Origin of the sequence: Ruoffia sp. FAM 24228, assembly GCF_045528575.1 — a bacterium.
Classification (GTDB): Bacteria; Bacillota; Bacilli; order Lactobacillales; family Aerococcaceae; genus Ruoffia; species Ruoffia halotolerans.
In genome coordinates this window covers 1-14,056 of sequence record NZ_JBGQQZ010000063.1, presented here as the reverse complement: position 1 = coordinate 14,056, position 14,056 = coordinate 1, and the positions used below count along the sequence as shown (strand labels likewise).

Here is a 14,056-nt window from a genome sequence, read left to right as displayed (position 1 = left end):
GTGGTGAATTAACCATATCAGAAAGGGGGTCTTTTTTCATCACCTAATGGGTGATGAAGCAGATTACTTTAAAGACTATTAAATCAATGTTAGGAAAGACTATTAGTAAAACTATGAATTATTCAGGGGAGATAAGTTATACTAACGATTTTCTAGGTGCATCTCAAGCAGGATGGAAAGCCATTCATTATACACCCTAAACACAGACGTGACAATCCAATGCATCCAACGTCGATTGAAAATATTTCTGAAATCATCAAACTTTTTTCTCACGCTCTAGCAATTATTCAGATTGCTTCACAAATAGTTAATACATCCATGCTAGATTAAGTCTAATATATAGGAGGAATTCAAATGACTAAAATTTTAATTATAGAAGATGATTTGGAATTAGCAAATATGTTCCAATCTGTCTTAGAACATGCGGATTATGACGTTAAAACAGTTGGTAACGGTGTCCTTGCTCTAGATTATTTAGATAAAGAATATGTTGATTTAATTATAACTGATATTATGATGCCAGAAATGGATGGCTATGAATTTGCAGAATCCATGCGTCAAATCGGAGACGAAGTCCCTATTCTAGTTATCTCAGCCAAAGATGATTATGAAGATAAGAAACTCGGCTTTAGAATCGGCGTCGATGATTATATGGTTAAACCTATTGATGTTAAAGAAATGGTACTGAGAGTTGAAGCTTTACTTCGCCGTTCTAAGATAGCGAACAGTCGCCATTTAATTATTGGAGACACAACTTTGAACCAAGATAACTTCTCAGTTACTACTGGCGACGATGTTTCATCACTGCCACAAAAAGAGTTTTTACTCTTGCAAAAACTGTTATCCTATCCGGATAAGATTTTTACCCGTCAACAATTAATGGATCAAATTTGGGGATTAGATACTCAAACAGATGAACGTACCATTGATGTACATATCAAACGATTACGTGATCGTTTCTCTGATAATGAAGACTTTAAGATTATGACCATTCGTGGACTAGGCTATAAGGCAGATGTAACACAATGAAAAAGTGGCTTGAATCACGCTTATGGATCTACTTTTCATTTGTAACTTTAATACTTACGATTGTTTTCGCTGCTGTATTAATTATTATAATCTTAGTTTTGGAAGAGTTTGCCCTATTGCCAAGTTTGGAGGGGTCTCCTAAACTTTCTTGGGTCATCCCTATCATCTTTAGTAGTGTAATTGGTTTAGTGATATCTGGAATTGTTATGATCCAAATTCTAAATCCAATTATCAAACTTAAGAAAGCGATGACCAAAGTGATAGAAAGTGACTTTTCAGTGCAATTGGATGAAAACGAACGGATCGCTGAAGTATCGGAATTGTATCATTCTTTTAATTTAATGGTCAACGAATTAAGTAGTATTCAACGTTTACAAAGTGACTTTACATCCGTAATCTCACATGAGTTCAAAACCCCTTTATCTTCGATACAAGGGTATGCACAGCTTTTACAGTCTCCTGATTTGTCCGCAAGTGAGCGGGAATCTTATCAGCATCGAATCATCGTTGCAACTAAACAACTTTCTGGCTTATCAGATAATATATTAAAATTATCAAAACTTGATAATCAGTCTATTTCAATTGAAAGAAAACCTTATCGTTTAGACGAACAAATCCGTGAAAGTATTTTAAGCCTCCACAACCAATGGGAGGAGAAAAACTTGACGATGACGATCGACTTAGATTCAACCGTGCTCTATGCCAATGAAGATTTATTGAATCAAGTTTGGATCAATCTATTAGATAATGCAATCAAGTACAGTGAGCAGGATGGACAAATCATCGTGCATCTAAAAGACTCAAAAGATTCGGTTGAAATTATTATCGAAGATACGGGGATTGGTATTCCTTCAGAGAAGTTAAATATTATTTTTGAGCGTTTCTTCCAAGTGGACGGTAGTCGCTTTAGCTCAGGTAATGGGCTTGGTTTAGCGATTGTTAAACGTATTATTGATATCCACGAAGGAACTATCGAATATCAAAGCGAACTTGGTGACGGAACGAAAGTCATCATTATATTACCACATAAGAAAATTGAACATATTAAATAAGTAATTCATGAGTATCCTATTCTTTTCAAATGAAAGGTCATTTGATTCTTCCTCTTAAGGATATCACGCATGAATCTGTTTACAGTAAAAGAGCGGGCACCATATTGCAATGGTGTCCGCTCTTGTTAAATTAAAAAGTGAATTAGTTACGACGGCCTCCACGACCACCGCGTTTACCTTCTGTATTACGACGTAAAGATGATAAGTTATCTTCACTATCTTTTAGGAATTGGTTCATTAATGAATCGAAGTCATTCCCACCACTATTGTTACTGTTGTTGCTTCTACTTTGTTGTGGTCTGCTATTTGAACTGTGGTTTGGTTTGCTATAGCTCCCTTTATTACTGTGACTTTGCCCTTTATGATCACTCGGTTTTTTATCGTGTGAAGGTGCAGGTCTTGTAGCTGCTTGATCTGGTTGTGCTTGCTCATTCGCTTTACGAATTGACAAGTTAATCTTTCCATCTGGGGTGATTTTAAGAACTTTAACTGTGACTTCATCGCCTACTGATAAGATATCGTTAATATCTTTGACAAATCCATCTGAAACTTCACTAATATGAACGAGTCCTGATTTATTTTCTGGTAATGAAACAAATGCACCAAAATTTGTTATACCTGTGACTTTACCTGAAACTTTTTGACCTACTTCAACTGACATTAATTACAATTTCCTCCTTGATTTTCTATCTATTGTAATGAGTAAGGGATTATTCTTGATTATCTTCTAAATCAAAAATAATTTCACCTGGTTTACTATAATAATAGTCACGTCTTGCAACATCTGCGAGGTATTCAGGATCTTGCATATGTTTATACTCTTCTTGTGCCTGAATGTTCTCTTGCATTGCTTCCTTTTCCAGTTCTTTTGCAGTAGCTAACTCTTGTGTTAACGCATCTGATTCCAGATATGCTTGCACGAGAGGGACAGCGGCTAGTGTTACTCCGATAATACCTATTGCTAGAACACCTAACGTTTGCACTTTAAACGTTTTTTTAGGTTTATTGTTTACTTCAGCGGGGTCAGCAGAACCATTCCGATGTTGTCCCCGTTGATTCGGAAGATACACAATTTTCTCATTTTTTCTATGATTATTTGTTTTCGATTGTTGCACGCGTTTCACCCCTTATTCATATCCGAGTATAACAGTATTTCTCTCAAATATCCAATCTAATTGATAAAATTTGGTGAACTGATTCGATTAAATTTTACTGCTCTAACCGTTCTTCCGAAATGATTTTGTACATATTTTGAGCATCTTCTTTTTTAGTTGATTCTTGCAATTCATTAACTTCAACGGTCATGAGTCGATTCCCGAAACGAATCGTTAACTCATCTCCGACTGCAACTGCTGAACTTGATTTAGCAATGTTACCATTAATTGTAATCCGTCCTTGGTCTGCTACTTCTTTAGCAACAGTTCGACGTTTAATTAAACGAGAGACTTTCAAAAATTTGTCTAGACGCATCTTTACACCTCCTGTGTTACTTGATTTAAGACATCAGCCGTATCTTTTGTGAAATTAATCAACGCAGATAGCCACTGATCATTATCTTTATTATATACATTTAAGCTGACTTCTAATTTATTTTTATTGATTTGTACTTTAGCTTGCAGCTGGACATTTTGTAAAGCTTGGAATATGTTCGCTCCTTGAAGATGCTTCGTGGCTTCTTCATTAAACGTGGCAATGACTTCTTGACGCTTACGTGTAAATGATACAATCCCTGCTTCAATACTGTAGTGTTTAATTAAAGCGATATCTAACAAGTCAGATACTTCATCTGGGAATTCACCAAATCGGTCAATCAACTCATCTTGCAAACTACGATAGTCTTCTTCAGAACTGATGTTTTGAATAGATTTGTAGACACCGATTTTTTGGATATCGTCATCAATATACTCGCCCGGAATATAGGCATCAATATTGACTTGCCATTCGAATGAATTCGTTTCACCAAAGGTTTTCGCACCATGACCTTGTCGAGAATCCACCGCTTCTTTAAGCATTTGCGTATAAAGATCGTATCCAACTGAATCGATGAAGCCGGATTGTTGCTTACCAAGTAAGTCACCTGCTCCACGAATAGACAAATCTCGCATAGCAATCTTAAAGCCGGATCCTAATTCAGTAAATTCACGAATAGCATTTAAACGCTTCTCACTAATCTCATTGAGTTGCTTAAATGGCTCATACATTAAATATGCATAGGCTAAGCGGTGCGTACGGCCTACACGCCCTCTAAGTTGATATAGAGTTGATAAGCCCATATGGTCCGCATTTTCAACAAATAGGGTGTTTGCGTTCGGTATATCTACCCCTGTTTCTATGATGGTTGTTGTTACTAGGACATCATATTCTCCACCAATAAAGTCGACTAAGACACGTTCTAATTCTACTTCTGATAATTGCCCATGAGCGACAGCCACTCTCGCATCTGGTACGAGATTCGAAATTTCTTCAGCCTTTTGATGAATAGTTGCGACACGGTTATGCAAGTAAAAGACTTGCCCACCACGAGCTAACTCACGTTCAATCCCTGTTTTTACAACACCTGCATTCAATTCCATTACATAAGTTTGTACAGGAAATCGGTTTTGGGGCGGAGTTTCAATCAGTGATAAGTCGCGCACACCAATCATAGACATATGTAAAGTTCTTGGAATTGGTGTAGCAGTTAATGTTAGTACATCTACATCGGCTTTCAATTGTTTTAGTCTCTCTTTATGCTTCACTCCAAAACGTTGTTCTTCATCGACAATTAATAAGCCTAAGTCATTAAATTCTATATCTTTTGAAAGCAATCGATGCGTCCCAACAATAATAGATAACTCGCCCGATTTGATTTTTTTAATATTCTTAGTTTGTTCTGCGCGTGAGACAAATCGGCTTAACATACCTATCTCAAAGGGCCAATCACTAAAGCGTTCTTGAATCGAGTTAAAATGTTGCTGGGCAAGTATCGTTGTCGGCACTAAAAAGGCTACTTGTTTACCATCCATAACGGCTTTAAAAATCGCTCGAATCGCTACCTCAGTCTTCCCATAACCAACGTCTCCTACAAGTAAACGGTCCATTGGTTTATCTTTTTCCATATCCTTTTTAATTTCTTTCGTACTTCTTAATTGGTCAGCTGTTTCGACATACGGAAAGGCATTTTCAAATTCTTTTTGCTCAGGTGTATCTGGAGTAAATGGATAACCTTTTCGTTTTTCGCGTTCTGCATATAAGGTAATCAATTCATCAGCGATGTCTTCAACTTTCGCTTGAACTTTTCTAACTGTTTTCTTCCATTCACTTCCGCCTAGTTTGTTTAATCTCGGTTGTTTCGACTCTGAAGCGACGTATTTTTGTAGTTGATTAATATTTTCAACTGGGAGTAAGACCCGAGCATTATCTTCATATTCAATCGCAACTAGATCTTTATGAACGCCACTTATTTCCATCGTTTCTATACCGACATAACGCCCAATTCCGTGACTTAAGTGGACAACGTAATCACCAACGTCTAATTCGTTATAACTCTTAATTCGCTCTGAGTTTGATAAGCCCTGTGATGTTGCTTTCTTACGTCTTAATTGATTGAATAATTCAAGTTCAGTGACTACAACCCAGTTTTCGTTTGGTAATTCAAACCCTTTGGCTAATGACGTCGTAACGATATTGATGGCCCCTGTTTGAGGTTCGTCTCCCTCTTGGATAACTGTTGGGTGAATATTATATTCTTCAAATAAATTCAATGCTTTAACAGCATCTTTATTTGTTGATACGGTCACTTGGACTAATTTCTCTTGCTTCAACCATTGTTCCATCTCTGCTTTAATTAGTGGCATTTGATGGAAGAACTGGTTCATACTTCGATATTGAAAGGCATAGACATCTGAGAAACGAATATTCGCTAAGCCACCTTGCATCAATGAAAAATATTGGACAGCTACTTTACTTCTTGATTGGCGAATTTCTTCATAGGCTTCCAATTGAATTGAAACACCTGGTAAAAGCTGTCCTTTACTGATTTCTTGCTCAATCCAAAATTGGTCTTGTTCAATGGCTTGAAATTCATTTTGTTGAATTCGCCCCATCTCCATAACGATGAGCCGTGCATCATTTTGCAAGTAATCAATGAGTGACGTGCCTTCTTTATCCCAGAAACCTAAGTAGGCATTAGCATATTTTAAAGGCTCTCCTTGTTCTAATAAAGTAAACTGTTCCTTTTGAACGGATTTTAATTGCAATTTTAATTCTTCATCTTCAATTTTTTTCAGATGTTTATCCAAATGTTTCTTTAATTTGTCTAAGATGCCTCTTTGATCACGGGGTGTAAAGATGACATCTTTGGCGGGGTAAAATTCAGTCTGTTCAATATTCTCCATCGATTCTTGCGTTTCTGCATTGAATAGTCGGATAGAATCTAATTCCGTATCAAAGAAGTCTAATCGAACTGGGTGATCTGCGTTTAAGGGATAGAAGTCAACGATACTCCCGCGAATACTATATTCACCAGGTGATTGAACCATCCCTTCACGGCGATAACCATATTGATTGAATAACTTTTCTAAGTCCTCTCTTTCAATATCCATCCCAATTCCCATTGTAATTAAAGCATCTTTCCAACGTTCAACTGGTGTGAGCCTCATGCGTAGAGCACCTGAAGATGCAACGATAATGCATGGCTTTCCGCTAGCTAATGCGTTTAATGCTTTAACACGATCAGCAGTATTGTCCATCGATGAAATTGAATACATCACGGCTAATGACTCTTCATTAGGGAATAACAATACCGGAACATCCGGCAATAAACTTACTAAATCTTCAAATAATTCATTTTGTTGTTTGTGTCTCGGTTCAATGACTAAATATTGTTGTGGTTGATTCAAATATTGTTGAGCAATAAATATAGAACGCGCACTATCGTCCAGGCCAGTAAGGAGTTTGGCATCCGAATCTTTTGAATTGTTGATTTGATTAATCATTGGACTAAAGGGTTGTGTATACATTGTTGTCATTCTTTATATCTGCTCCTTTCTATTAAAAGAATAAATACGGATTTAGGGGCTCAGTAACTGACCCCCTTTAATCCATATCTATAGTAATCTTATTCTACCATATCTTACTTATTATATTCACTCATAACGTGTTGGAAATCCTTGCCATCAAGCCAAGCTTCAATGGCATCCACAGTTTGGTCAACTGCATCATCAACTAAAATCCGATCTTCGGCTGTAAATCGCGCCAATACATGGTCAACGACTTTCCAACCACCTTGAGGACGACCGATACCAATCTTGGCACGCTTAAATTCATTCGTACCTAACATGTCGATAATACTTTTGACCCCATTTTGGCCACCTGAACTGCCTTTTTTACGGAAACGAACGCGTCCAGGATCCAAGTCTAAATCATCATGAATAACTAAAATATCATCTATATCAATACCATAATAGCTCATTGTTGGCAGTAAAGCTTCTCCAGAAAGATTCATGTATGTGAAAGGTTTCATTAGCAGAACTCTTTCTCCATTTCGATGCCAAATTGTATAGTCTGATCTGAATTTTTGTTCGGTCATTTCTAATTGATGACGTGTTAAAATTTCATCAATAGCATCAAAGCCAATATTGTGACGGCTGCCGTTATATTTGCTACCAGGATTGCCTAAACCTAATATTAACTTCACTTTTATCACCTATCATTTCTTAATAAAATCTCTTCGGTAGTATATCACAAACCTACTTATAAATCCTGAGTTTGAATTATTTTCAATTTGGAAACGTTTAAACTATAATTAGTATTGAGTCATAGGTTTTAATTGTGATATACTGAACACATAATGAAAGGGGATTTTTATTATGACAGAAACATTAGATAATATTATTTTAATAGGCGACGGCGCGGTCGGTTCAAGTTTTGCATTCTCATTAACTCTTCAAGGTGTTGGACGAGAATTAGGTATTATTGATATCGATACAGATAGAACTGTTGGAGATGCGATGGACTTATCGAGTGCCTTAGCTTACCATTCAACTAAAACAATCTATTCAGCCCAATATTCTGATTGTCACGATGCTGATATTGTTGTCATCACTGCGGGAGCTGCCCAAAAACCGGGTGAAACTCGTTTAGACTTAGTTAATAAGAACTTAAAAATCTTTAAATCTATCGTTGGAGAAGTTGTTGCATCTGGTTTCGATGGTATCTTTCTAGTAGCGACAAACCCCGTAGATATTCTGACTTATGCAACATGGAAATTCAGTGGCTTCCCTAAAGAGCGTGTCATAGGTTCAGGAACGTCTTTAGATACCGCTCGTTTCCGTCAAGAAATTGCTTCATTAGTGGATGTTGATGCTCGTAATGTTCATGGATATATTCTTGGTGAACATGGTGATACGGAATTTCCTGTTTGGTCTCATGCTAATATTGGTGGCTTACAAATTTACGAATGGATTAAAGGTCATCCTGGAACAGATGAGGAAGCTTTAGCCAATGTATTCTTTAAAGTTCGTGATGCTGCTTATGAAATCATAAAACGCAAAGGAGCAACATATTATGGAATTGCTGCTTCCTTAACTGCCATCTGTCGTGCTATCCTAGATAATACACATTCTATCTACCCTGTTTCTGCATATTTAGATGGTGAATATGGTCAAGAGGACGTTTATATCGGAGTGCCTGCGGTGATAGGTCGAAAAGGTATTATCTCTACTGTTGAAATTCCTTTAAATGAATTAGAACAAGATCGTATGAACCATTCTGCAAATACTTTACGTGATATCATTAATGAAAGTTTTGCTAACTTAGAAGAATAAAAATTCACAAAATAAAAACCAGACCCAAGAAGATAAAACTACTTCAACGGTCTGGCTATTTATTTGCTCATATAACTAAAAAATACCTTACTATTCGTTCTGAGTGCGAATAGCTAAGGTATTTATCAGTATATATAAGGCTACTTGAATTCTAATTCAATTGTATTCGTTAATATATCACGGTAGCTGTAACTTATGCGATCAAAATCATTTTCGTCTTGATTCAAATCTACAATGAAGACTGAACGATATGTTTCTTTTAGGACACCTTTACGTTCTTTTTTCTTTTTACGTCCCAATTGAACAGTCACACTAATCTCTTCACCAACACGATCTTCCAAATAAGTCTTTATCTCTGATAATTCATTTGGCATTCCCAATCACCTCACCGTCACATTATAGCACGTTGTGATTAAAAAAGTCAATGATACCACAACTCTTGAATAGTGACAAGCGAATTTTTAATTAAATTTCACTTAATTTATTAAATAATTCTTCGAATTCATATACTGTTAGTGTTTCGGCACGACGCTTGGGATCGATTTCAGCTTGTTCAAAGCCTGCGGCTAATTTAGTTTGGTCCGCTTCTCCATTTTGATAATAATTTCTGACATTATTCCAAATTGTTTTACGCCGTTGTGTAAAAGCCATTTGAATGAACTTCTCAAACTCTCTTGGATTCTCTACTTCAACTAATGCTTTCTCGCGGCGTCTCAACATTAAAACGGCTGAATCAACATTAGGTTTTGGAATGAAGACACTTTTTGGGACAATAAAGGAAATAGTAGCTTCCATTTTATTCTGGATGGCAATCGTCAATGAATTGTAAGCTTTCGTTCCTACTTCCGCAGTCATTCGTTCTGCCACTTCTTTTTGCATCATCATTGCTAAACGGTTGAAAGGCAAATCTGTGTCCAATAAGTGCATAATAATCGGCGTTGTGATGTAATAAGGTAAATTAGCAACAACGATTAAATCTTCTGCATCTTTTAAATAATCGAATTCTAGATCATTAAAATTCACTTTTAAGATATCCTCATGTACAACTTTTACATTCTCATATTCAGATAGTGTGTTACTTAATATTTTTACAAAACGGGGATCAATTTCAAAGGCAATGACCTCTTTGGCAGATAGGGCTAAGAATTCAGTTAGTGCCCCAATTCCTGGACCAATCTCGATGACCGTTGTATTTTTGGTAATATCAGATGTTTGAATCATTTTGTCTAAGATAGATGGCTCAACTAAGAAGTTTTGTCCTAAACTCTTCTTCATCTTTATATCGTATTGATTCATGATTTCGGCAGTTCTTGTGGGTGTGGCAATTAATCGTTTAGATGTTTCCATTTTGTTCACCTGCTTTCAATTGATTTGTTAATTCTTCTAAAGTAATCTGATACTTTGCTAGCTTTTTCTGTAATTGTTTACCATTAATGTGTCCAAGACGGTAATGGTTTGATATATATTCTCGTCGGACTTTTGCTTCGGGGTGACCAATGAGTTTGAGTCGCATTAATTCAGTTTTGTGAATAAATACCGGTTCGACAGTATTCGGTGTCATAACAGCTTCAAGTGCTTTTATAATGCTTTCTCTGGTCGCATGTTCAACACCTAAACTCTTTCCTCGCTTTCCTGCATTCGCCTCTTCTGGCTTAATATACGCGTGTTTAACGCTAGGGATCGCTTGTTCTATAATTCGTCGGATACGCTCTCCTTGAAAGTCAGGATCCGTAAAGACAATAGCCCCTAACTTTTCATGGGCTGCTCTAATTTCTTCGAGTGTTGCTTGATTAATGGCTGAGCCATTCGTTTCAATTGTCTGAACAGTTTTACCGAATGCTTCGATTAATCTCTTCGTATCATCTCGCCCTTCAACAATAATGACTTCTTGCGGCGTATTGGCTTGTTTATTATTTTTCATTTCGCTTCGTTTCTGGATACCAATTAAACAATTCAAAGGCATTATTCGTTGTTAAGGTCGCAATTTCATCTAGTGGCATGTCTTTCACTTGCGCGAGAACTTCTGCCACATAGCGAACATAGGCAGGTTCGTTGCGTTTACCTCGTTTCGGTACTGGAGCTAAGTATGGAGCATCTGTCTCAACTAAAAGTCGGTCATTCGGAACAACTTTAGCTGCTTCACGTACGTCTTCTGTCTTTTTGAAAGTTAGTACACCACTAAAGCTAATATGCATTCCTAAATCTAGGAATTTATATACGTCTTCCTTGCTTTCACCGTATGAATGCATGATACCACCTGTTTTAGGAATACCTTCTTCTTTTAAAATTTTATAAACATCATCCGTTGCATCTCGATTATGAATAGTGATTGGTAAATTATGTTCCTTTGCCATCGCAATTAAACGTCTAAATACTCGGTGTTGATCGTCTTTAGTAGAATTTGGCCAATAGTAATCAAGCCCAATTTCACCTAACATTTGAACTTTTGGTGCTGCGAGTTTTTCTTCGAGTTGCTTTTCGATGATTTGATTGTAACGTGACGCTTCTGTTGGATGCCAACCGATAACACTAATAATGTGTTCATTCTCTTGGCTGAGTAATAAACTCTTCTCAATGGTCTTCTCATCAAAGCCAACAACCGCCATATATTCTACATCATTATCTTTAGCTTGTTGGATAATTTCTGATTCAATGCCTTCAAATTGATTGGCGTTCAAATGCGTGTGGGTATCAAATAACTTCAAAATATCTTACCTTCCTTGTTAGAGTCTCTTATAAAGAATAACTGAATAAAACCTTAATCTCAATCAATAAACGAGACTAAGGTTTTATATATATAAATTATCCGATTAAACTTCCGTTTGCTGATTCTGGATCAGCAAATAGTAATGTTAATTTGCCATCTGATTCAGATGAAAGAATCATACCTTGACTGATATATCCCATCATCTTACGTGGTTTCAGGTTCGCTACAACTAGGACCTTTTTACCAATTAAAGCTTCGTTATCTGGATAGTATTTCGCAATTCCAGATAAAATTTGACGATGTCCTTTATCCCCAGCGTCTAAGCGGAATCTAAGTAACTTATTAGACCCATCTACTGGTGCAACATCGATCACTTCAGCCACTTTCATTTCTGTTTTAATGAAGTCAGTAAACTCTACTGATTCAGTTTCATCATAGACTAATTCCACTGATTCTGGATCCCAGTCTTCATCATCAACTTTACCAGTTGATTCATTGTTGCCTTTGCTACTCATTGCTTCTTGGATTAACTTAATTTCTTCTTCAGTATCTAATCTTGGGAAGATTGGCACACCTTTTTTAATCACTGTTGTAATCTCAGGCACTTGTTTTAGTGCAAGGTTTGACAACAAACGGTCTATTTCTGAAGGCATACCGAGTTGTTCAAAGATTTGCGCAGGCGAATTTGGCATAATTGGGCGTAATAAATGTGCCACAATTCGTAATGAATCTGCTAAATGATACATAACAGATGCTAATTGAGCTCGGCTTTCTTCTACTTTTGCCAAAGTCCAAGGCATTGTCTCATCAATATATTTATTCGTACGAGATACGATTGCCATCACATTATTTAAAGCCGAGTGAAAATCTAAACGTTCCATGGCTGCATGGTAATCTGCGATTTCTTTTTCGATAAATACTTCAATGGAAGCATCGAATTCAGTATTTTCAAAGGTTGATAAATCAGTTGGGATTTGGCCATCAAAATACTTATTCATCATCGCAATTGTACGATTTAATAAGTTTCCTAAATCATTCGCTAATTCAAAGTTAATATGGTTAACGAAATCTTCTGGTGTAAAGACCGTATCATTTCCTTGCGTCATTTCTCTTAATAAGTAGAAACGCGTAGCATCTAAGCCATAACGTTCAATTAGTGTATCAGGGTAAATAACATTTCCTTTAGATTTAGACATTTTTCCGTCTTTCATTAATAGCCAACCGTGAGCAAAAATTTGCTTCGGTAAAGGAATATCTAATGCCATTAATAAAATTGGCCAATAAATCATGTGGAAACGAGAAATATCTTTACCAATCACGTGCACATCTGCCGGCCAGAAATGTTTGAAGAGACTATCGTCATCATTTCCGTAACCTAGGGCAGTAATATAGTTAGATAATGCATCAATCCATACGTAAACGACGTGTTTAGGATCCGATTTTACTGGGATTCCCCAAGAAAATGACGTTCTTGATACAGCTAAATCTTCTAAACCTGGTTTAATAAAGTTATTAACCATTTCAGTCTTACGGAATGCTGGTTGTAAGAATTCAGGATGGGCATCGTAATATGCTTCTAAACGTTCAGCATATTTACTTAGTTTAAAAAAATAAGATTCTTCTTTAACTAATTCTACTTCGTGTCCAGATGGTGCGACTCCACCAATGACATTCCCGTCTTCATCACGGTAAACTTCTGATAATTGGCTTTCAGTAAAGTATTCTTCGTCACTCACTGAGTACCAACCTGAGTATTCACCTAGATAAATGTCTCCTTGTTCAAGTAAACGTTCAAAGATTGTTTGAATCGCTTTCTTATGACGTTCTTCAGTTGTACGAATAAAACCGTCATTTGTAATCTCTAATGATTTCCATAATTCTTTAATTGATTCTGCCATTCCATCTACATAGGCTTGCGGTTTAATACCTAATTCTTCTGCTTTAGTTTCGATTTTTTGGCCGTGTTCATCTGTTCCTGTTAAGAAGTAAACATCATAGTCCATTAATCGTTTATATCGAGCCATAGCGTCGCAGGCTAATGTTGAATAGGCATTACCAATATGTAATTTACCACTTGGGTAATATATTGGCGTTGTAATATAAAAAGTTGGTTTTGTTTGTTCGGTCACGAATGAGTGCCTCCTACATAATATAATTTTAATACATTATAGCATACTCACACTTGTTATGCTTTATACATTGAAAATTGATAGCGGATTTTATTAGCGAGTGAATGTCTGTCACATTCTAAGACAAATGACATCCCGGTGTGGCGTACTTTCTTATAGCCTAAGCCATATAGCATCACGGTGTGGTGTGAGTTTGCCTAGAAAAATTGGTTCTTGAATTTTTGGTGTTGGTGAGAGAAATCTCACTGACACCTTTTTTTGTATGTACACAAAAGCCAGTGAATTCCTATATAATAAAGTTACCATACATTACTAAAAGGAGAATTCACTTGG

At 36.5% G+C, this 14,056-nt stretch carries 13 protein-coding genes; 3 read left to right on the top strand and 10 right to left on the bottom strand.

What is annotated here, in order from left to right:
• The first annotated feature begins 354 nt into the window (after positions 1 to 354).
• Together ACEN33_RS10035 and ACEN33_RS10030 are read left to right on the top strand one after the other, a co-directional pair.
• Complete coding sequence (locus ACEN33_RS10035) at positions 355 to 1,029, top strand: response regulator transcription factor (RefSeq protein WP_407090772.1); 675 nt, start codon at positions 355 to 357, stop codon at positions 1,027 to 1,029.
• A complete protein-coding gene (locus tag ACEN33_RS10030) occupies positions 1,026 to 2,081 on the top strand; it encodes a sensor histidine kinase (RefSeq protein ID WP_407094189.1) in 1,056 nt (351 codons plus the stop codon). Before ACEN33_RS10035 ends, ACEN33_RS10030 begins: the two co-directional genes overlap by 4 nt.
• A gap of 142 nt (positions 2,082 to 2,223) precedes the next feature.
• Here ACEN33_RS10030 and ACEN33_RS10025 read toward each other — a convergent pair whose 3' ends face one another.
• The 5 genes from ACEN33_RS10025 to pth form a co-directional block, all read right to left on the bottom strand.
• Positions 2,224 to 2,742 carry a S1 domain-containing RNA-binding protein gene (locus tag ACEN33_RS10025; protein ID WP_407094190.1) on the bottom strand — a complete coding sequence of 173 codons (519 nt, stop codon included), beginning with the start codon at positions 2,740 to 2,742 and terminating at the stop codon, positions 2,224 to 2,226.
• Positions 2,743 to 2,791: 49 nt separating this feature from the next.
• The gene (locus ACEN33_RS10020) at positions 2,792 to 3,196 is read right to left on the bottom strand and encodes an FtsB family cell division protein (RefSeq protein ID WP_407094191.1); all 405 of its coding nucleotides are present in this window, start codon (positions 3,194 to 3,196) and stop codon (positions 2,792 to 2,794) included.
• A gap of 94 nt (positions 3,197 to 3,290) precedes the next feature.
• Complete coding sequence (locus ACEN33_RS10015) at positions 3,291 to 3,551, bottom strand: RNA-binding S4 domain-containing protein (protein ID WP_407090768.1); 261 nt, start codon at positions 3,549 to 3,551, stop codon at positions 3,291 to 3,293.
• 2 nt (positions 3,552 to 3,553) lie between these two features.
• Positions 3,554 to 7,090, bottom strand: coding sequence for a transcription-repair coupling factor (gene mfd, locus ACEN33_RS10010; protein ID WP_407094991.1), 3,537 nt, complete (start codon positions 7,088 to 7,090; stop codon positions 3,554 to 3,556).
• Positions 7,091 to 7,194: 104 nt separating this feature from the next.
• Positions 7,195 to 7,758, bottom strand: coding sequence for an aminoacyl-tRNA hydrolase (gene pth, locus ACEN33_RS10005; RefSeq protein WP_407094989.1), 564 nt, complete (start codon positions 7,756 to 7,758; stop codon positions 7,195 to 7,197).
• 172 nt (positions 7,759 to 7,930) lie between these two features.
• Between pth and ACEN33_RS10000 the strand changes: the two genes are divergently transcribed.
• Complete coding sequence (locus ACEN33_RS10000; RefSeq protein ID WP_407090765.1) at positions 7,931 to 8,887, top strand: L-lactate dehydrogenase; 957 nt, start codon at positions 7,931 to 7,933, stop codon at positions 8,885 to 8,887.
• A 140-nt stretch (positions 8,888 to 9,027) separates the two neighbouring features.
• On the opposite strand, the gene ACEN33_RS09995 is transcribed toward ACEN33_RS10000, so the two are convergent.
• The 5 genes from ACEN33_RS09995 to metG all read right to left on the bottom strand — a co-directional run bounded on the left by ACEN33_RS09995 (position 9,028) and on the right by metG (position 13,723).
• Complete coding sequence (locus ACEN33_RS09995; protein ID WP_407090764.1) at positions 9,028 to 9,261, bottom strand: Veg family protein; 234 nt, start codon at positions 9,259 to 9,261, stop codon at positions 9,028 to 9,030.
• A 91-nt stretch (positions 9,262 to 9,352) separates the two neighbouring features.
• Complete coding sequence (gene rsmA / locus ACEN33_RS09990; RefSeq protein ID WP_407090763.1) at positions 9,353 to 10,234, bottom strand: 16S rRNA (adenine(1518)-N(6)/adenine(1519)-N(6))-dimethyltransferase RsmA; 882 nt, start codon at positions 10,232 to 10,234, stop codon at positions 9,353 to 9,355.
• Positions 10,221 to 10,808: a ribonuclease M5 gene (rnmV, locus tag ACEN33_RS09985; RefSeq protein WP_407094987.1), complete on the bottom strand. Its 588-nt coding sequence runs from the start codon at positions 10,806 to 10,808 to the stop codon at positions 10,221 to 10,223. The genes rsmA and rnmV overlap by 14 nt, the downstream gene beginning before the upstream one ends.
• Positions 10,798 to 11,592 (bottom strand): TatD family hydrolase, encoded by a 795-nt coding sequence (locus tag ACEN33_RS09980; protein ID WP_407094986.1) that lies wholly within the window; start codon positions 11,590 to 11,592, stop codon positions 10,798 to 10,800. The genes rnmV and ACEN33_RS09980 overlap by 11 nt, the downstream gene beginning before the upstream one ends.
• A 97-nt stretch (positions 11,593 to 11,689) precedes the next feature.
• Positions 11,690 to 13,723, bottom strand: a complete 2,034-nt coding sequence (metG, locus tag ACEN33_RS09975) for a methionine--tRNA ligase (protein WP_407094985.1) — start codon at positions 13,721 to 13,723, stop codon at positions 11,690 to 11,692.
• Positions 13,724 to 14,056: the final 333 nt, after the last annotated feature.